We start from the raw sequence: 19,222 nt of genomic DNA, 5'->3' as shown, positions 1-19,222 counted from the left end.
ATCCAGCGAAAGCGCTCCGTTCTGATCGACGCTCAAACAGTCGGGATGAGGGACTTCTTTGCTCGGCACGACACTTCTACGCGACGTCTTCCTGCATTCCGTGGCCATTCTCTGTCTGTTGGCCGGGCTCCTGGCCTCAGCCTCGACAGTTCTGGCATCGCCGGCCGGCGGCGCTGACATGCAGTTCTTGGTGGTTCGCAGCAATCAGCCGGGGTGCGAGCCGACATGCCCGGAGTGGATATCGGCCGAGGGGACGATCGTTCGCGAAAGTCCGACGCATCTCAAGAAGCTGCTCAAGGCGATCGGCGACCGCCGCCTGCCGATCGTCGTGACGTCGCTCGGCGGCGACGTCGATGCCGCCATGGTGCTCGGACGGATCATCCGGGCGCGAAAGCTCGAAGTGGCGGTCGGCAAGACGCGCTTCGTCGGTTGTCAGCCGCAGCAGAAGGATTGCCGCGACAATGACGGCAAGGGTGCCCGCCTCATCGGGACTGCCTATTCGGGCGGAGCCTATTGCAACTCCGCCTGCCCGCTGATGCTTGCCGGCGGTGCCCGGCGTGTGGTCGGCCAGTGGGCATATCTGGGCGTTCACCAGATCACCGCTGTCTACGCTCAGGTCCAGACACGGTACCAGGAGAAATATCGGATAGTGAACGGCAGGAAGAAGATAATCAGCAAGAAAGTCGTCAGCCAAAAGAATGTTGGCAACCGCAAGACCTACGAGATGAGCAAGGCGATGGAGCGCGAACTGGCCGCATACCTAGCGGAAATGGGCGTCGGGCGTGCGGTCATCGATCAGATGAAGATCACGCCCGCTGCCGACATGCGCAAGATCGAACCTGTGGCGATGATGGAGATGAAGTTGATCACGCAACTGGGCGGGGTCGAGCTGCTGACCGCGGCCGGGGTCTGCAAGACGGTGCCCGCCTCCGCCAATTGCCGGGTTTTCGTTATGTCGGACCTGAAGCGTTAGACGAGGGGATCTGGGTTGGAGACCGGAATGCGCATATGGAGTTCTCCCGTCGGCTGCGCCACGCCCCGCCTGCGACGAGTAGTGCTGCTGATCTGTCTGCTGGCCGCAAGCCTGTTGATGGAGCGGCCGGCAATGGCGGCTGAGCAGCAGATGCGGTTTGTCGTCGTGCGCTCGAACGAGGTCGGTTGCGAGCCGACATGTCCGGAATGGATTTCCGCCGCAGGCACCATCGGTCCGAAGACGCCGGCACTGCTGAAGGCAACCTTGAAAACGCTCGCAGGCCGCAAGCTACCATTGGTCCTGCGATCGCCCGGTGGCGATATGGCGGCTGCGATGGCACTCGGCCGCCTCATCCGCAAGAGCAAGCTGAGCGTGGCGGTGGGCACGACCATTTTCGTTGGATGTCAGCGAGATCAGAAGAACTGTACCGCAAACGACCGCAAGGCGGCCGAGTATATCGGCAAGGCAGTTTCGCTTGGAGCCTGCTCACAGGCATGTACGCTTGTCCTTGCATCCGGCAATCGACGACTCGCGGGAGAGGGGGCGATCGTCGAAGACATTCCGACGCTAGCCGGAAACGAGGCCGACACCCGGAAACTCGTGGCTTACTACGGTGAAATGGGCGTGCGATACCAGTCCCTGGTCGAACGCCTGCGCAGCGCGGACGGCAATCTCGGCCGCTATCAATTGTCCACGGTGCTGCTGTTGACGAGCGAGCTGCCCGTCGGCCAACTGGTCGATGCGGATATTTGCCGTGGCACGCCTGCGCCCGACAATTGCCGGGTCTTCACCACGATGGATCTGGAATAGCGGCAGGCGCCGGGCGCGGGAGCCAACCAAACTGGAAAACACGCCAACAAAAAAGCCCCGGCGATAACCGCACCGGGGCTCGTCATCTCTGGGCTGTGCCCACCCATCAGCTTTACTCGGCGTCGGCGGTCCTGAGCGCGTCGAGCGCCGGCATCGAGGTGATGTTGTAGCCCGAATCCACGTAGTGGATTTCGCCGGTGACGCCACGCGACAAATCGGAAAGCAGGTAGAGCGCCGAACTGCCGACATCGTCGATGGTGACGGTGCGGCGAAGCGGCGAATTCTTCTGCTGCCAGGAGAGCATGGCCCGCGCATCGGAAATGCCGGCGCCTGCAAGCGTGCGGATCGGGCCGGCAGAAATCGCGTTGACGCGGATGCCGCGCACGCCGTAGTCGGCCGCAAGATAGCGCACGGAGGCTTCGAGAGCCGCCTTGGCAACGCCCATGACGTTGTAGTTCGGCATCACCCGCACCGAGCCGCCATAGGTCAGGGTCAGCATCGAGCCGCCGTCGTTCATCAGTTCGGCGGCGCGCTTGGCGATCTCCGTGAAGGAGAAGCACGAGATCACCATGGTGCGGCTGAAGTTGTCGCGCGTCGTGTCGGCGTAGAGGCCCTTCAGCTCGTTCTTGTCGGAAAAGCCGATGGCGTGGACGATGAAGTCGAGCTTGCCCCAGCGTTCCTTGATGGCCGAGATGACCGTATCGACGGAAGCGATGTCCTCGACGTCGCAAGGCAGCAGAAAGTCGGAGCCGACCTCGGCCGCCAGCGGCTTCACGCGCTTGCCAAGCGCTTCACCCTGGTAGGTGAAGGCCAGTTCCGCGCCCTGCGCTGCCAGCGCCTTCGAGATGCCCCAGGCAATAGAGTGGTTGTTGGCCACACCCATGATGAGGCCACGCTTTCCATTCATCAGTCCCGTCATGGTGTTATCCGTTGTAGCGCTGGAAGACGAGCGTTGCGTTGGTTCCGCCGAAGCCGAACGAATTGGAAAGAACCGTATCGATCTTGGCGTTGTCGATGCGCTTGCGCACGATCGGCACACCATCGAATTCCGGGTCGAGTTCGCTGATATGGGCGCTCTCGCCGATGAAGCCACCCTGCATCATCAGGAGACCGTAGATCGATTCCTGGACGCCGGCAGCGCCGAGCGAGTGGCCGGTGAGCGACTTCGTCGACTGGATGTGCGGGATCTTCGCGCCGAACACTTCGCGGATGGCGCCGATTTCCTTGCTGTCGCCGACCGGGGTCGACGTGCCGTGCGTGTTGATGTAGTCGACGTCGCCCTTCACGGTCGACAGCGCCTGGCGCATGCAGCGCATCGCGCCTTCGCCTGATGGGGCGACCATGTCGTAGCCGTCAGAAGTCGCGCCGTAGCCGACGATTTCGGCGTAGATCTTGGCGCCGCGCGCCTTGGCATGTTCCAGCTCTTCGAGCACCAGCACGCCGGCACCGCCGGCAATGACGAAACCGTCACGGCTGACGTCATAGGCGCGCGATGCGGTCGACGGCGTGTCGTTGTACTTGGAGGACATCGCGCCCATGGCATCGAACAGGTTGGACATCGTCCAGTCCAGGTCCTCGTGGCCGCCGGCGAACATCACGTCCTGCTTGCCCCACTGGATCATCTCCGCGGCATTGCCGATGCAATGGGCAGACGTCGAGCAGGCCGACGAGATCGAGTAGTTGACGCCGTGGATCTGGAACCAGGTCGCAAGCGTGGCCGAAGCCGTCGACGACATCGCCTTCGGCACGGCAAACGGGCCGATGCGCTTGGGGCTCACGTTCTTGCGGGTCGTGTCCGCCGCCTCGACGATCGTGCGGGTGGACGGACCACCCGAGCCCATGATGATGCCGGTGCGCTCGTTGCGGGAAATGACCGCTTCCTCGAGGCCGGAGTCGGCGATCGCCTGCTTCATGGCCACGTGGTTCCACGCGCCGCCCTGCGACAGGAAGCGCATGGCGCGCCGGTCGACGAGATCGCTCGGATCGAGCGTCGGTGCGCCCCAGACCTGGCACTTGAAGCCGTTTTCGGCGAAATCGGAAGAAAACGTGATGCCCGATTTGGCGTCGCGCAGCGATGCCGTGACTTCGTCGGCATCATTCCCGATCGAGGAAACGATCCCGAGGCCCGTGACAACAACCCGTCTCATGGTAATGACCTTTTCTTTATCTCATTCGGTGCGGAGAACCCGCGGCTTAGTCGGTCTTTTCCTTCGACAGACCGACACGCAGGTCGGTTGCCTGGTAGATGGTTTCGCCGTCGGCCTTCAGCCAGCCATCGGCAGTGCCGAGCACGAGGCGACCGCGCATGACCCGCTTGAAATCGATTCCGTACTCGAGCAGCTTGGTATGGGGGCGAACCATGCCCTTGAACTTCACTTCGCCGGTTGACAGCGCCATGCCGCGCCCCGGTTCGCCGAGCCAGCCCAGGAAGAACCCGGTCAATTGCCACATGCCGTCGAGACCGAGGCAGCCGGGCATGATCGGGTTGCCCTGGAAATGGCAGGGGAAGTACCAGTCATCAGGGCTCACGTCATACTCGGCGCGAATGAAGCCCTTGTCGAAGGCGCCGCCCGTCTCGGAGATTTCCGTGATGCGATGGACCATGAGCATGGGCGGCAGCGGCAGCTGCGCGTTGCCGGGGCCAAACAGTTCACCTCGGCCGCAGGTCAGGATTTCCTCATAGCTGAAGCTGGATTGCCTGGTCGTCATCAATGGTTGTTTCCCCGAGTAACATAAAGTGTTGTCAGACCTGCTTTAGAGCAAGTTCGCTGTGAAATGAAGCGCACCGATGGCCGTTTTCGATGTTTCCGACGTCGGCGTCGCCCATTTCGATTGCGATATCGTTCCGCCGTCGCTTACAGGATCAATGTGGGTCCGACCAGAGTTAAATACCAGCCTTCCTTGAAATAGGCCGGTTTTTCAGGCATTCCAGCCGTTCTGCACCTTAGAATCTATTGAAAGAGCAGCGTGCAAAAGTTATATCGCAGCGGAAGTATTGTAAATTTTACGGGATCCATGGAACGCTCCTTGATGACGAAAGCAACCGAAGTGAGTTCGGAAGAGAGATTGCGCAGCTCGGGTCTGCGCCCGACGCGTCAGCGTGTCGCGCTTGCCGATCTGATCTTCGCCAAGGGCGACCGTCACCTGACCGTTGAAGAACTACATGAAGAGGCTGTTGTCGCCGGCGTGCCGGTTTCGCTGGCAACCGTCTACAACACGCTGCATCAGTTCACCGAGGCCGGCATGATCCGCGTGCTCGCGGTGGAAAGCGCCAAGACCTACTTCGACACCAACGTCTCCGACCATCACCACTTCTTCATCGAGGGCCAGAACGAAGTCCTCGATATTCCCGTCAGCAATATCGAGATCGGCAATCTGCCGGAACCGCCTGAAGGCATGGAAATTGCCCATGTTGACGTGGTCATTCGTCTCCGCCGCAAGCGCGAACGGTCGTAGCGACCTTTTCCTACATCACATCGTTGGGGTCGCGGCCGGGGCTTGCTTTGCCGATGGGCAGCGTCCAGCCGTATTTGAGTGCGCCGGCGCGCACGGTGAAGGCCGAGACCACGCCGAGCGCCGATGTTGCGGCCAGCGGCAGTCCGATCATCGTCGCGACGACGAACACGGCGGAGCCGACCAGAGCTGCCGTCACATAGACTTCCGGACGCAGCAGCACTGACGGCTCTCCCGCCAGGAGGTCGCGCAATATGCCGCCGAAGGTCGCCGTCAACATGCCGGTGACAAGCGCGACCCCGGGCGAGCCTGTTGCCGCCAGCCCCTTGGCAGCACCCATGACGCAATAGGCCGACATGCCGATCGCATCGAGCCAGACCAGCACCCGGTAACGCGAGCCGAACAGGTGGGCGGTGAAGAACAGGATGACGCTCACCGAGACGCAAACCAGAAGGTAGGTCGGGTTGAGCACCCAGAACACCGGCGTTGCGCCAAGGATGACGTCGCGCATCGTTCCACCGCCGATACCGGTGACCGAGGCAAGGAACAGATAGCCGATGATATCGAGCTGCTTGCGCGAAGCTGAGAGCGCTCCTGTTGCGGCAAAGACGGCAACACCCGCATAGTCGAGGATTTCCAGGATCGTCATGGCCGCTCCGTTGATAGGCGCATCGCTGTTATCGGTCGCATCGCAAGCTGGAGCATCCAGGCCCGCCGCGTCAACGGGGTGAAGCGTTGGGGGGTGAAACGCCGGGAAGCAGGCTGTCCGTCCGGCCGCCGAAATAATAGGCCGCCAGCCCGATCCATTCGCGCACCGCCGTCGTCGCCAATTGGGCATTGAGCGAGGGTTGGGTGAAATCGAAGCCGGGCGTGACCGTGCCGCTGGTGCGGTAGTCCGTCGGCCAGGGAGTGACCTCCAGCCCGAGCTTGCGGAAAAGCCCGACCGAACGCGGCATATGGAAGGCCGACGTGACCAGGGCGCAGTTGGCAAGGCTGTTTGCCGTCAGCAACGCCTCAGTGTTGCGGGCATTCTCGAATGTCGTTCTCGATTGCTCCTCGCGGATCAGCCGTTCAGGGCCGATGCCGAAGGTGGCAAAGAAGGCTTCCGATGCCTTGGCGTCGCCGTCATAGGCGCCGCTGAACGAACCGTCGCCGCCGGAAATCAGGATGCGCGCTTGTGGGTAGCGCTTCGCCAGCATGGCCGTCTCGATGAAGCGGTCAGCCGCCTGGTTGAACTCGATGCCGCCACGGCTCGCCATCACCTCGTTCTCGAAGGCGCCGCCGAGCACGATGACGCAGGAGAGGGTTGCTGGCGGTACCGTCGGCCGCGGGAAGTGGTCCTCGAGCATCTGCAGGAAATAGGATCCTGAGGTCGTGAACAGGCTGACGAAGAGCACCAGCGCACCGAGCAGGCCGAAGGCGACGCCGCTGCGCCTGAGGCCGGCCGCCGTCATCAGCAGTCCGGCAAGGACGGCGAAGAACGCCAGGGAAAGGGGCTGCGCGACGAGCCAGAATATCTTGGAAAGCAGAAACATCAGGCCCGTGTTCTTCGCTACGATCCCTTAATATTTCGCAAAGCCGATCGGCCGGCCGGCTAAAGCGCTCCCGTACCCAGGCAATCGTGGAGCCGCTCGATCCCGTTATTCTTACGCAAATCCGGACGCAAAACCGCTCCGCATTTTTGCTGGAATTGCTCCAATCAACACCCTGCGCCGCTCATCAGGCCGGCACGCCGCCGGACATCGGCTTTGCCTTGCCGGCACGCAGATAGCCGATGCCAAAAGCAATGAGCGCGCCGACTGCGACGATCGCCAGCGACAACAGCGGGCGATAGGCAAACCAGGCGACGGCGATGACGACAGGGCCGAGGAGCAACGTTAGGATCGCGGCGATGATGCCGGTACCGAAAGCGACCACAGAACCGAGCACCGGAATGACGTCGGCAATGATGGAGATAAGGGACAGCATCAGCGTGAAGCCGATGAACAGGCCGATCAGTCCGCCCACCCGAACCAGCCAGGAAATCAGCGTGTTCTCGCTCTGGGCGGCGTCAAACATTTCGGCGGCGCTGGTGATGCCGGCTGAGCTCAGGAACAGGTCGCGACCGTTCGTGGTGCGGTAGGGGGCAAGGCTGCCACCTTTCTGTGCGGCGACGAAGCTCGCGGTCTCCGTGTCTTCGCGGGTAAAGCCGATGCGCAGATCGCCGACGGCCGGGTTCTGGCGATCGGCGGAGACGAAGATCGTCTGGCCGTCGGTCTTGACGGGGCGATTGGTGTCGAGCGCGTCGGCGAGGTGCTGCAGGTCAGTGTCCGCCATTTGCACGGGGCTGTCGCGGCCGAGATCGGCAACGGCCCTGCCGTTGACGGAAAACGCACCGAGCATCGCGCGGTCGACGGTGAACCGCTCGCTTGAGATCGGCATTTCCGGGTTCTGATGCCCGTTGCCGTCGCGGAAGTCGGCTGAATCGGCGCGGTCGCTGCGCCACTCCTTGGTGTAGGAATAGGTGGTGACCGTTTCCTCGCCGCCGCCGAGCGTCTTGCGCGTCTCGCTCTTCTTTTCCTCGACCCATTGGTACATCTCGACCGAGCGGCGCAGGCCCGCAGCCCCCTTCGCGGAGATCCCGAGTTGGCTGTCGGCCGGCGTGCCGACGGGCTCGACCCGGCTGGCGATGTGAACCAGCTTGCCCTCGTTGCCAGCCTCGACAGCGCCGCTGTCGATGTCGACCACAGCGCCGGCGCCCTCGACGAGTGCCCGATAGGTCTTGACCGAACGGCCCTCGTTCCAGGTAAGCAGCCAGATCATGCCGAAGACCAGCAGCAGACCGATGAAGATGCCGATGACACCGTTCTTGAGGCGCGCGAACCACGACGTTCTGGTCGTTTCGGTAAAACTCATCTGATCCCCCGGCACTTGCATTCGACCCGGTTGCGCAAGCGAACCGTTCGATTTTCCCGTTGGTACCAGAAAAAAAGCGGAAAGGAATATACCGGCCGACATGCGCAGACGTTTGGCCCAAACATGGTGAAAGGCGGTCAGTTCAAAGGTTTGTATTTCAGGAGAAATTTGGTGGAGCTAAGCGGGATCGAACCGCTGACCTCTTGCATGCCATGCAAGCGCTCTCCCAGCTGAGCTATAGCCCCATATCGGGTCCGGCAAGGCCGGTTCCGGGAAACTTGTCGGGCTGTTGTGCCCGGCGAGTGGCGGCTTATTACTTCTGCTCTTCGCGGATAGCAAGCCGAAAATGTCAGGCCGGTGGAAATAATTTGGCTCCGGCCCGATTTGCTCCCGTCCACGCCATTTGGCAGGGGACGGGAGGCATTCGCGTAATATTTTAAGCGCTTAGACGTCGTCGTCGTCGTCGGACACGCCGATGAGGTCGCTCATGTCGTCGTCGTCGTCTTCGTCGTCGGTCTGCAGGAAGGTATCGTCGTCGTCGCCGTCGATCTCTACCTCGTCGTCGCCCAGATCCGGAATCTCGTCGCCGCCGGCTGCTTCGTCGTCAGCTTCCTCGAGCGATACGAGTTCGACTTCCGTGTTCTCGGTGTCGACTTCAGCGACGTCCTCTTCCTCTTCCTTCTCGAGCACCTTGGCAACCGAGGTTTCTTCGAAGAAGGACAGCGGGTAGGACTTGCCGCTGTAGGGGGAAACGATCGGATCACGGTTCAGATCGTAGAATTTGCGCCCCGTTTCCGGGTCAATGCGCTTTGTTCCGAGTTCCGCTTTTGCCACAGTCAAAGCCTCTTGAATGGCCGGCCGAACCGGCGCTTGCCGGAAAGCCGGCGGGTGGAAAGGATATCAAGCCTATGATGATTAGCCGGTCCCCATAATCATCTTGGCCGCATCTGTCAAAGATAAAACTCGAAAGCCCTGCGCCGCCTGCTTTTTCTTGCGCCCGGGAGGATGATCGCGCAATCGCATTGTGTTAGGCAACGCAACGGAAGGTGGTCGCGCCTCCGTAGCCGTTTCGCCTGTGGCGATGGATGGTTCCGGCCGCAGGTTTGAGGAAGGTTCATATGTCCGCTGGCTTGATCGCAAAGCCTGCCATTGCGCGCAGATCCAAGGCACTCGGCGGCACGGTGCGTATCCGCGGCGACAAGTCGATTTCCCATCGCGCCCTGATGCTCGGCGGGCTTGCGGCCGGCCGGACGCGCATTGCAGGCCTGCTCGAAGGCGAGGATGTCATCAACACCGCACGAGCGATGCGGGCGCTTGGCGCTACGGTGCGCGAGGAAGGCGGCACCTGGATCGTCGACGGTCTCGGCAACGGTGCGCTGCTTGAGCCCGAAGCCCCGCTCGATTTCGGCAATGCCGGTACCGGCTGCCGCCTGACCATGGGGCTCGTCGGCGCTTATGATTTCACCACAACCTTCGTCGGCGATGCCTCGCTTTCCAAACGTCCGATGGGCCGCGTACTCGATCCGCTGCGCCAGATGGGCGTTCAGGTGGCGTCGGCCGAAGGCGGCCGCCTGCCGGTGACGTTGCGCGGACCGAAGACGGCGAACCCGGTGAACTATCGCGTGCCGATGGCCTCGGCCCAGGTGAAATCCGCCGTGCTGCTCGCGGGTCTGAACGCACCCGGCATCACCACGGTGATCGAGCCGGTGATCACCCGCGATCATACCGAGAGAATGCTGCAGGCCTTCGGCGCGAACTTGGCGGTTGAGACTGGCAATGAGGGCGAACGCATCATTCGGCTCGAAGGGCAGGGCAGACTGACCGGCCAGGACATCGATGTTCCCGGCGATCCGTCCTCGGCGGCCTTTCCACTGGTGGCAGCGCTTCTCGTGCCGGGTTCCGACATCACCATTCTCAACGTGCTGATGAACCCCATCCGCACCGGACTGATCGTGACGCTGCTGGAAATGGGCGCTCAGATAGATGTCCTGAACGCGAGGACTGCGGGCGGCGAGGACGTGGCGGACCTGCGCGTCCGTTACTCGGAGTTGAAGGGCATCACGGTGCCGGAAGATCGCGCTCCCTCGATGATCGACGAATACCCGGTGCTGGCCGTTGCGGCGGCTTTCGCCGAGGGCCGCACTATCATGAGCGGTCTTGAGGAGCTGCGCGTCAAGGAATCCGATCGGCTTTCCGCCGTTGCTGCCGGGCTCAAGCTCACCGGCGTCGATTGCGAGGAGGCACCTGCCGCCCTCGTCGTGCACGGTCGCCCCGGCGGCAAGGGTCTCGGCAATGCCGCCGCCGCCGTCGCCACCCATCTCGACCACCGCATCGCCATGAGCTTCCTCGTCATGGGCCTTGCCTCGGAGCACCCCGTCACCGTCGACGACGCGACGATGATCGCCACCAGCTTTCCCGGGTTTCTGGAGCTAATGGCCGGGCTGGGCGCTGCGATCGAATGATGCATCGGTAAAATCCTAAAGGCCGGCGCGACCCGTCGGTAACGACCATCGGCTATGGTTTGACTGGTTGAGGATATGCCTATGTCGGTGGACGATCGATTCAAACTGGTACGCCGCCATGATGACGGCAGGATAAGCTATCGGCAAAATTTGCGAGCGCCCGCGGTTGTCGTTACGGAAGACGAGCTCGATGAGCTGAGCCGGTTGACTGGGAAGTGCTGGGTGGTGCCCATTGCTTTCTTCCTTTTCGCGGCGCCTCTCTTTGGCCTTTGGGCGAAGCAACCTGCAATACCCGTCGTTTTCGTTGTGTTTGCTGTCGTGGTGAGCGCAGGGGTTATTGTCACTGCCCGACAGCGGTTACGAGAAATTTTGGCGAATGCGCCGCGCCATATTGAGAGTGGTCCACTATCGGTGCAGCCATCGACCCTCGAGTACGTTCGGGAACTTTGGTTCGACGACAAAATGACGATGCTATGCGGCATCGTTTTGTCCGGAATGGTTTTTTTCACCTACGCTACTGTTGTCATCGCCAAGATCGTCGGCCATCCGGACTTCGTCGATAAAGGTGGCAGCTCGATAAAAGCCGCCGCACTGGCCATCGTCTCGGGATACGTGCTGCGCGTCCATCTCAAGGCGTGGCGCCGCGGAAAAAAGGAAAGAAATTAGTAATCCTCTAGGTGCATTGAATGGTGATTGCAGCCTGGACGTGCGGCCGAATGGCCTTCTGACGTGTGTCGAGGCGTGGCACCGGCCTATGCGCCGTTTGAGGAGAAGATTTCATGTTTGACCGCGGCTTGAATTGGGAGAAACGAGAGGACGGAACGATCCTCTATCGCCGGTCGCCTTCCGGGCCGACGTTTATCATCGATGAGCAGACACTCGGCCGCATCGTGCGGTTTAGGTTCATGATCCCGCTTGTGTCGTTCCTGACCTTGATTCCAACGGTTGTGCTCGGCGTTTTCGCGGGCCATGGAGAGGTCTCGCTTGCGATACCTGTCGCCGCGCTTCTTTTTGGGGTGGCGGCCTTCTACCTCTATTTCCGCCGCACAGAGCGTCGGATCGAATGGATGCTTGCGGGAGCCAGACGATCATCCCAGGCGCCCGAGCCGTTCAAACCGCAGCGCAATGCCCGGAACTGGAAGACGCTGGATGACGGCTCGGTTTTCTATTGGCCGCGGAACTGGCCGAACCCGGTAATGCTGACCGCGAAACAGTTTGCGTCGATTGGAGTCGACAACGGGTATGGCTTTTGTGCGCTGTTTGTTAGCGTCATTATTGCCGTGTTGGCGGATGGCTACCGTTGGGCCGGCGGACTAAACAATGGCGCCGCAAGCGTCATTGCCGTTGCCCTGATTTCGTTCAATGTGCTTTTCATTGCAAGGATACGCCGAACGCGGCAACGCATGCTGGATCGCGCGCCGCTCGCACCTGTTGTATCGGGATTGAATCCACCGCTGAAGTTACTCGATTTTGCGCGCCTGATCAGAATGAAACTGGTTCGGGGTTCAAGGGGTATGCTCTTGTTCTGGCTTTTGGTTGCCGTGTTCGGGCTTTTCCCAAGCGTGCAAACCTTGTCTGACCTCTTTGGCGGCGTTAGGGTCTATTGGGATAAGGGAAAGTCGTTTCCGGTAGGCCCGGTTCTGCCTTCGCTGGCTTTTGTCGGTAGCCTGTTGCTGGCCATGGTGAATGTATCTGCGATCGTCATGCGCGCGAGGTCTGCCGGCAAAGGGTGACGGAGCATCGGATGAGCATGGATTCGCCTGCGAATTTGATCTAAAGGCCAGCAACAACATCGATTGCAGGACCACCTATGATCATCATCGCCATCGACGGACCCGCAGCGGCAGGCAAGGGCACGCTCTCGCGCCAGATCGCCGAAGAGTACGGCTTTCACCACCTCGATACCGGGTTGACCTACCGCGCCACGGCGAAGGCGCTGCTTGATGCCGGCCTGCCGCTCGACGATGAGGCGGTGGCCGAACGCATGGCGCTGAATGTCGAACTGGCAGGCCTCGATCGCTCTGTGCTGTCGGCACACGCGATCGGCGAGGCGGCGTCGAAGATTGCCGTCATGCCGGCCGTGCGTCGCGCGCTGGTCGAGGCGCAGAGGGCGTTTTCGAGGAAAGAGCCGGGCACCGTGCTCGACGGTCGCGATATCGGCACCGTCGTCTGCCCGGATGCGGCGGTGAAGCTCTATGTCACCGCATCGCCGGAAGTGCGCGCGAAACGCCGCTATGACGAGATCGTCGGCAACGGCGCCGCCGCCGATTACGCGGCGATCTTCGACGATGTGAAGAAGCGCGACGAGCGCGATATGGGTCGGGCCGACAGTCCTTTGCGCCCCGCCGACGACGCGCACTTGCTTGATACGTCTGAAATGAGTATAGAGGCGGCGTTTCAGTCCGCGAAGTCTTTGATCGATGCGGCCCTGATCAAGAAGATCTGAAGAAGAGCCTTTTCGCGACACTGTCAGGATCGCTCTTCTTGCATAAGCCTGAAATTCCGTCCACGCGCCGGATTGTCCCTTTGATGGGGCGGACTGGGTTCAGGCCTGTTCAACACCAACCCCCGGCGCATGTGCGTCTCTCATTTAGAGATGCATCAGGAGATTCCATGTCTGCTACCAACCCAACCCGTGATGATTTCGCAGCGCTTCTCGAAGAATCCTTCGCGAAGACCGATCTTGCCGAAGGCTATGTTGCCAAGGGCATCGTCACGGCCATCGAAAAGGACGTCGCCGTTGTCGACGTCGGTCTGAAGGTCGAAGGCCGCATCGCTCTGAAGGAATTCGGCGCGAAGGCCAAGGACGGCTCGCTCAAGGTCGGCGACGAAGTCGAAGTCTACGTTGAGCGCATCGAAAACGCGCTTGGCGAAGCTGTTCTCTCGCGCGAAAAGGCTCGCCGCGAAGAAAGCTGGATGCGCCTGGAAGTGAAGTTCGAAGCCGGCGAACGCGTCGAAGGCATCATCTTCAACCAGGTCAAGGGTGGCTTCACCGTCGATCTCGACGGCGCCGTCGCCTTCCTGCCGCGTTCGCAGGTCGACATCCGTCCGATCCGCGACGTGACCCCGCTGATGCACAACCCGCAGCCCTTCGAAATCCTCAAGATGGACAAGCGTCGCGGCAACATCGTCGTTTCGCGTCGTACCGTTCTGGAAGAATCCCGTGCTGAACAGCGTTCTGAAATCGTTCAGAACCTTGAAGAAGGCCAGGTTGTCGAAGGCGTCGTCAAGAACATCACCGATTACGGTGCGTTCGTCGACCTCGGCGGCATCGACGGTCTGCTCCATGTCACCGACATGGCATGGCGCCGCGTGAACCATCCGTCGGAGATCCTGAACATCGGCCAGCAGGTCAAGGTTCAGATCATCCGTATCAACCAGGAAACCCACCGCATCTCGCTCGGCATGAAACAGCTCGAGTCGGATCCGTGGGATGGCATCGGTGCGAAGTATCCGGTTGGCAAGAAGATCTCGGGTACCGTCACGAACATCACCGACTACGGTGCGTTCGTCGAGCTGGAGCCGGGCATCGAAGGCCTGATCCACATCTCCGAAATGTCCTGGACCAAGAAGAACGTACACCCCGGCAAGATCCTGTCCACGAGCCAGGAAGTCGACGTTGTCGTTCTCGAAGTCGATCCGACCAAGCGTCGTATCTCGCTCGGCCTCAAGCAGACGCTCGAGAACCCGTGGCAGGCATTCGCGCATAGCCATCCGGCTGGCACCGAAGTTGAAGGCGAAGTCAAGAACAAGACCGAATTCGGCCTGTTCATCGGCCTCGACGGCGACGTTGACGGCATGGTGCACCTTTCCGACCTCGACTGGAACCGTCCGGGCGAGCAGGTCATCGAAGAGTTCAACAAGGGCGACGTCGTTCGCGCCGTTGTTCTCGACGTCGACGTCGACAAGGAGCGCATCTCGCTCGGTATCAAGCAGCTCGGCAAGGATGCAGTTGGCGACGCCGCTGCTTCGGGCGAACTGCGCAAGAACGCTGTTGTTTCGGCCGAGATCATCGCCGTCAACGACGGTGGTATCGAAGTGAAGCTCGTCAACCACGAGGACATCACTGCGTTCATCCGCCGCGCCGATCTGTCGCGTGACCGTGACGAACAGCGTCCGGAGCGTTTCTCGGTTGGCCAGGTTGTCGACGCACGCGTCACCAACTTCTCCAAGAAGGACCGCAAGATCCAGCTGTCGATCAAGGCTCTGGAAATCGCGGAAGAGAAGGAAGCCGTTGCTCAGTTCGGTTCGTCCGACTCGGGCGCTTCGCTTGGCGACATTCTCGGCGCCGCTCTGAAGAACCGCCAGACCAACGAGTAATCGTTCGCTGACGCCTGAAATGAAAAAGGCCCGCGGAGAGCGATCTCCGCGGGCTTTTTGCTTGTGAGCGTTTCGTTCGGCTGCAGTGTCCTTGGTTTTCTGGATCGCTCTTCTGAAGTCGACCCGATCTAACGCGTATCGCGATCTCTAGGATTCGCTTGCGGCACTTTCAGCTCTTGATTTGCGCACGTCGTTCTCGCAGGACCAACTGCACACTTTTGCGCGACATGCTTTCGGCGATCAGTCCGGAGGGTCAGCCAAGACCGCCGAGCTTGCGATAGAGTTCGTAGACATCGGGCTCGGCGTTCCATTCGCCGCCCGTTTCACCCCTGCCGCCTTCGGTCTGCTGCTCATCTTGCGTGGCTTCGTCCCGTGCGGCTCCGCCGTCGCCCTGCGCCGCTTCGTGGTCGCCGTTCGGCTCTTCGCCGCCTTCGCCTCTGCCCTCGTCGCGCTCGCTCTTTTCCGCCTCGCTCTTCACGTCCTCAACTGCGATCGGATAGGGGATCATAGCAAAGGGTATCGCTTCGCGCGGCAGCCCGTTTTCGATCAACCGTGCGATCGCCTGTTGCATCGCCGGGTCGTCCGTCGGCCTCTGGGCGCGCTGGACGGCGGTGGCGCCCGCCGGGCCTGGTGGCTCCGTCTGGTCTTCCGCAACGCTCAGGGCGGCAAGCTCAGCGCCTGCAGCCGTATCGCGGGGGCGGAGCGGGTTTGCGCGGCCCGGCTCCGTGCCATCCGTCTCTGTATGGCTCGCTGCTGCGTCGGCTTCGGCGCTTTCGAGTTCGGGTGCGATCCCTTCGGGTCGGTCGGCGCCTGCAGGTTCTCCCGGCAGGCCGAGCGTATCGCGCACGATCGTCTTCAGCGCGTCCGAAAGCGCGCGGTCCGTACGGCTCTCGTTGCCGCGCGTCGTTGCCCTGTCGTTCTGCAGCTGATCCTCGCCGTCGCGCAGCGGGCCATAGGTGCCGTCTGGCTCCTCGCCTTCGTCGGTGTGGCCAGCCTCGGTGCCCGCATCCGTCCGGGCGGTGCCGTTGCGCAGCTCTGCTTCCTTGGCCTTTGCGGGCAAATCGGTATCGTCAGCCGCGGCGGCAGGGTGCGGCGACGCATTTTCCTCATCATCGACCGCTGCCTTGCCGGTAACAACCTCCGGATCGACGAGTTCGGGGTCGGTGTCGCCATTGATGATGGCGGCCAGGGCTTCGATCTCGGGGCCATCAAGCGAAGGCAGCCTGCCGGGCATCGCTCTCGGTTCTCCCCGCTCTGGCGAAGTCTGAGGCCGAACCGTTGCTGCGTCTTCAGCAGGTGGTGTCGCGTCCATCTCCTCCGATGCGAGACTCGACGTGTCACTCTCGCTGCCGACGCCAAAAGTTTTTTTCAGCGCGGTCTGCAGCATGGCGACCTCGCTTGCAGCCGGTGCGCTGGCGGCGGCCAGATGCAGCGGGATGGCTGGCTGCAGGGATGGGTTGCTGAGGCCGGGCAATGCGGCGCCCATGGAGGGTGGCGCCGCACCATTTCGGATGGCCGGCAGGTCTGCAAGGATACCGACCCGTAGCGCCAGGCTGCGACCGCCCAGTTGCCGCTCAAGCGCCAGGCGTTCCGGCATCGGCATCGATTCAAGAAAGGTGACGAGCCGTCGCACGAAGTCGCGCCCGCCTTCCTGTGGCAGCGGCGGGAATTTCAGGATGCGGGCAAGGTCCTCCATCAGCCGCACAAGCGCGTCCTTGGATAGGATCTCGCGGCCTGCGAGATGCCGGGTCAGCGCGTCGAGGACCTTCTGGATCGCTTCGCCGCGCTGGGCGGCAGTAAGAGGCGCTGCCGGTTGTTGGGGCCGAGCGCTTGCCTCCTCGGCAAGTCCGGTCGCGGTTTTGACCGTGAGAATGGATGTCAGCATTCTGGTCTCCCTCTCGCTTGACCCTCGCGTTGGCGCGCGGCCGTTGACAGCCGGCATCCGCATTTCACGCCGTTCCACGGATCACCTCGACCGTCCGTCGGGCAGGTTGTCACTTCGGTTCGGGCTGGCGCCTCATGCGCGTCTCGGCCAACCGGCCAGACCTGCCGCAGCTAAGGTGCGGATACGGGAATCGGCATGATGCTTCGAGACAGGTTTATGAAATCTTAACCATGCGATGGGGTGCGACGGAGGTCGCAGTGCCTTGTCGCCTGGGCGCGCAAAGACCCGTTGCCGCACGAACCCTTTGCATCGCGACCGATCCGGCGGCAAGATGCACGCTGCAACCGCAGTTGCGCGTGTTACTGCATGTTTCCTTAAATCCTATTCGATTTAAGGATAAAAACATGCAGCAATTCAAAGTGCTACAGCGACCTTTGCGCGTCCAATAAGACGCGCGGCGCTGTAGTCAACGCGTGGCGCTATCCGTGTTGGAGCCATGGAGTTTCGGATGACCGTTCGCCCTCCAAGATCCCTGAACCCCTCCTATTCGGCTGCGGGTGCCCTCAGCGCTCTCGAATACGAATTGCTTTCGGAGCGTGCCGACGCGCTCGGGCGGCATGGCCTCAAGGTCGAAAAGGCGATCGCGGCATTGCAGGCGCTCGAGCGGAATGAAACGACGCCGGAGCTGCGCGAGCGGTTGCTCGACGATGCGGCTGACGCGGTCTGGGCGTTTTTTATCCAGCGCGAGATCTGCGGCCTGCGCGATAGCCGCGACGCTATCCGGCGCTATGGCATACCCAACCAGGTCATGGCCCGGCTGGGTATCGTCCGTCGGAAATGATCAGGCGGCGATAAACGTCTGGCTGGCGAGGCTGTAGCGACCGATCTCGTCGATCCGAACCGGCAGCGGGCGCTCGGCTTCGGCCTCGCGCGCGTCTTGCACGTCTTCCAGATTGTCCTTGGCCTGAAGCGCTTGTAACTCTTTCTGCTGCTCGGCGAGTGTCTCGGTGTCGGTGACGCGAGTCAGGTCACCAGTCAGGCTGTCCAGTTGCAGTTCGTCCAGCGACTTCGCCTCTGCAGCATCTGCAAGACGCTGTATCGCCTTCGTAGCGCCGTTGCTTTGGCCGGTGTTCGCAGACCCCTTGCTGTCGAGAGCCTCGTCCAGCTTCTTGCCCCGGCTGCCCTCGGGGTCCTTGATCGCCTCGATCAGTTCGTTCAGCGAGACATCGATATCCGTCAGCCCCAGCTTCTTTTCGATGTCACGAACGGTTGCCGGTGGCAGGTCCTCGACGATCTTTGACAGTGCGCTGCCAAAGGCGAAATCGGATTTGAAATCCTCTCGCTTCAGGTCGAAGAACTCGCCGACTTCCCGGATGAGCACCATCCGGTTGTTATTGGCATCGTTTCCTGCCTGATTGAAGAAATGATCGTTGATCTTGGTATTGGCTGCCTTCTGGGCGTCGTCCGACTTCACCTGGGCCTTCAGGATCTTGTCGTCCTTGGTGCCTTTCGCCTTTTCGTCCTCTTCCGCCTGGCGCTTCTCGATATCCTTCAGGATCGAGCCGACCAGGTTGGTCGTCGCGGTGGCGTTGGATTGCTGGGTCGGGAGCAGCATCATTTCATTCCGGCAAAGAGTTGCGAGCGTGATGAAACGGTATGATGGCGAGGTTAATTGCTGCTTAACCAGCCTTTCCAAGAAATTGGAGTTGGTAAAGCGGCGCAACGCCGGCGCTGCGCCGCTTGGGCGTGACCTATCGATAGGGCGAGTAGCAGGCGCGATAGACACCCTGATAGGTGAGGAACCGGTTGGTTGCCGGATTGTAGGAGCGGTAGCGCGAAAGGCACCAGCTCACATGCGCGTTGGTGCCGCCGCGAACATAGTTGTCGCGGTAGTAGTAGCGCTCGCGGTAGTAGCGGCGGGGATAATCGTTGTAGTAGCCTCCATAGCCCGGTCCGAAATAGAGGCTGAAGCCCGAGCCACCATAATACGGGCCGCCCCAGCCACCGCCCCATCCGCCACGCCAGCCGTTGGGATACATAACGCCTCCGTATCGCCTGTACGGGTAATATTGGGCCTTTTGGACATCGCCTTGCGCCCTGATTTGAACGTCGTGGCCTGACAGCGGCATGGCCAGGGCAGGCCCGACCGAGGTCATCAGGGAGGCGGCGGCTAAGGCGCAACCGACAACGAAATTCCGAAATCCCGTCATGCTTTCCTCACTTTCCGAAAGGGTTGCTTTCCGGTTGTGTCCCTGCTTCACATTAGGTGTTTTTTTCTTGGTTTATTCATGGCGAAATGGTGCGGATCCGTTCGGCCGATGGCCGGATTTCCACGCCGTCTGCCGTTCGGTATAGAATGCACCGGCGCGTTTGCCATGTCACTGTTATTCTTGCCTATTGCCGTTCGTTGGCATTCACGGAGTA

At 61.4% G+C, this 19,222-nt stretch carries 19 protein-coding genes and 1 tRNA gene; 9 read left to right on the top strand and 11 right to left on the bottom strand.

Annotation, left to right across the window (positions count from 1 at the left end):
- The first annotated feature begins 58 nt into the window (after positions 1 to 58).
- Positions 59 to 973, top strand: coding sequence for a hypothetical protein (locus ASD03_RS06065; protein ID WP_051509143.1), 915 nt, complete (start codon positions 59 to 61; stop codon positions 971 to 973).
- Between the two features lie 27 nt (positions 974 to 1,000).
- Positions 1,001 to 1,783 carry a hypothetical protein gene (locus ASD03_RS06060; RefSeq protein ID WP_128090450.1) on the top strand — a complete coding sequence of 261 codons (783 nt, stop codon included), beginning with the start codon at positions 1,001 to 1,003 and terminating at the stop codon, positions 1,781 to 1,783.
- Between the two features lie 112 nt (positions 1,784 to 1,895).
- Here ASD03_RS06060 and fabI read toward each other — a convergent pair whose 3' ends face one another.
- The 3 genes from fabI to fabA are packed head-to-tail and all read right to left on the bottom strand — an operon-like array spanning position 1,896 to position 4,492.
- Positions 1,896 to 2,702 carry an enoyl-ACP reductase FabI gene (gene fabI, locus ASD03_RS06055; protein WP_025425499.1) on the bottom strand — a complete coding sequence of 269 codons (807 nt, stop codon included), beginning with the start codon at positions 2,700 to 2,702 and terminating at the stop codon, positions 1,896 to 1,898.
- Between the two features lie 4 nt (positions 2,703 to 2,706).
- Positions 2,707 to 3,930 (bottom strand): beta-ketoacyl-ACP synthase I, encoded by a 1,224-nt coding sequence (gene fabB / locus ASD03_RS06050; RefSeq protein ID WP_025425500.1) that lies wholly within the window; start codon positions 3,928 to 3,930, stop codon positions 2,707 to 2,709.
- A 46-nt stretch (positions 3,931 to 3,976) separates the two neighbouring features.
- Entirely contained in the window at positions 3,977 to 4,492 is a 516-nt protein-coding gene (fabA, locus tag ASD03_RS06045; RefSeq protein WP_025425501.1) for a 3-hydroxyacyl-[acyl-carrier-protein] dehydratase FabA, read from the bottom strand.
- Positions 4,493 to 4,813: 321 nt separating this feature from the next.
- Between fabA and irrA the strand changes: the two genes are divergently transcribed.
- Positions 4,814 to 5,239 carry an iron response transcriptional regulator IrrA gene (irrA, locus tag ASD03_RS06040; RefSeq protein WP_025425502.1) on the top strand — a complete coding sequence of 142 codons (426 nt, stop codon included), beginning with the start codon at positions 4,814 to 4,816 and terminating at the stop codon, positions 5,237 to 5,239.
- A 10-nt stretch (positions 5,240 to 5,249) separates the two neighbouring features.
- On the opposite strand, the gene ASD03_RS06035 is transcribed toward irrA, so the two are convergent.
- The 5 genes from ASD03_RS06035 to ASD03_RS06015 form a co-directional block, all read right to left on the bottom strand.
- Positions 5,250 to 5,885, bottom strand: a complete 636-nt coding sequence (locus ASD03_RS06035; RefSeq protein WP_025425503.1) for a trimeric intracellular cation channel family protein — start codon at positions 5,883 to 5,885, stop codon at positions 5,250 to 5,252.
- Positions 5,886 to 5,955: 70 nt separating this feature from the next.
- Complete coding sequence (locus tag ASD03_RS06030) at positions 5,956 to 6,771, bottom strand: YdcF family protein (protein WP_025425504.1); 816 nt, start codon at positions 6,769 to 6,771, stop codon at positions 5,956 to 5,958.
- Positions 6,772 to 6,955: 184 nt separating this feature from the next.
- The gene (locus ASD03_RS06025) at positions 6,956 to 8,131 is read right to left on the bottom strand and encodes a TMEM43 family protein (protein WP_057212561.1); all 1,176 of its coding nucleotides are present in this window, start codon (positions 8,129 to 8,131) and stop codon (positions 6,956 to 6,958) included.
- Positions 8,132 to 8,300: 169 nt separating this feature from the next.
- A tRNA-Ala gene (locus ASD03_RS06020) sits at positions 8,301 to 8,376 on the bottom strand.
- Positions 8,377 to 8,575: 199 nt separating this feature from the next.
- Positions 8,576 to 8,965 carry a TIGR02300 family protein gene (locus ASD03_RS06015; protein ID WP_025425506.1) on the bottom strand — a complete coding sequence of 130 codons (390 nt, stop codon included), beginning with the start codon at positions 8,963 to 8,965 and terminating at the stop codon, positions 8,576 to 8,578.
- A 284-nt stretch (positions 8,966 to 9,249) separates the two neighbouring features.
- On the opposite strand from ASD03_RS06015, the gene aroA reads away from it, so the two are divergent.
- From aroA to rpsA, 5 genes are all read left to right on the top strand, one after another.
- Complete coding sequence (gene aroA, locus ASD03_RS06010) at positions 9,250 to 10,593, top strand: 3-phosphoshikimate 1-carboxyvinyltransferase (RefSeq protein ID WP_025425507.1); 1,344 nt, start codon at positions 9,250 to 9,252, stop codon at positions 10,591 to 10,593.
- Between the two features lie 81 nt (positions 10,594 to 10,674).
- Positions 10,675 to 11,259 (top strand): hypothetical protein, encoded by a 585-nt coding sequence (locus tag ASD03_RS06005; protein ID WP_025425508.1) that lies wholly within the window; start codon positions 10,675 to 10,677, stop codon positions 11,257 to 11,259.
- A gap of 113 nt (positions 11,260 to 11,372) precedes the next feature.
- A complete protein-coding gene (locus ASD03_RS06000) occupies positions 11,373 to 12,326 on the top strand; it encodes a hypothetical protein (RefSeq protein WP_057212534.1) in 954 nt (317 codons plus the stop codon).
- Positions 12,327 to 12,403: 77 nt separating this feature from the next.
- Entirely contained in the window at positions 12,404 to 13,039 is a 636-nt protein-coding gene (gene cmk / locus ASD03_RS05995) for a (d)CMP kinase (protein ID WP_025425510.1), read from the top strand.
- Between the two features lie 167 nt (positions 13,040 to 13,206).
- The gene (gene rpsA, locus ASD03_RS05990; protein WP_025425511.1) at positions 13,207 to 14,913 is read left to right on the top strand and encodes a 30S ribosomal protein S1; all 1,707 of its coding nucleotides are present in this window, start codon (positions 13,207 to 13,209) and stop codon (positions 14,911 to 14,913) included.
- Positions 14,914 to 15,166: 253 nt separating this feature from the next.
- Here the strand turns inward: rpsA and ASD03_RS05985 are convergent, their stop codons facing one another.
- A complete protein-coding gene (locus ASD03_RS05985; RefSeq protein WP_025425512.1) occupies positions 15,167 to 16,798 on the bottom strand; it encodes a hypothetical protein in 1,632 nt (543 codons plus the stop codon).
- 508 nt (positions 16,799 to 17,306) lie between these two features.
- On the opposite strand from ASD03_RS05985, the gene ASD03_RS05980 reads away from it, so the two are divergent.
- Complete coding sequence (locus tag ASD03_RS05980; RefSeq protein ID WP_025425513.1) at positions 17,307 to 17,639, top strand: DUF6665 family protein; 333 nt, start codon at positions 17,307 to 17,309, stop codon at positions 17,637 to 17,639.
- Here ASD03_RS05980 and ASD03_RS05975 read toward each other — a convergent pair whose 3' ends face one another.
- Positions 17,640 to 18,413, bottom strand: coding sequence for a hypothetical protein (locus ASD03_RS05975; protein WP_025425514.1), 774 nt, complete (start codon positions 18,411 to 18,413; stop codon positions 17,640 to 17,642).
- Between the two features lie 136 nt (positions 18,414 to 18,549).
- On the bottom strand, positions 18,550 to 19,008 hold the full coding sequence (locus tag ASD03_RS37140; protein WP_063997059.1) for a BA14K family protein: 459 nt from the start codon (positions 19,006 to 19,008) through the stop codon (positions 18,550 to 18,552).
- Positions 19,009 to 19,222: the final 214 nt, after the last annotated feature.

This window comes from Ensifer sp. Root127 (genome assembly GCF_001425225.1).
Lineage (GTDB): Bacteria > Pseudomonadota > Alphaproteobacteria > Rhizobiales > Rhizobiaceae > Ensifer > Ensifer canadensis.
This window is presented reverse-complemented; position numbering and strand designations above follow the sequence as displayed.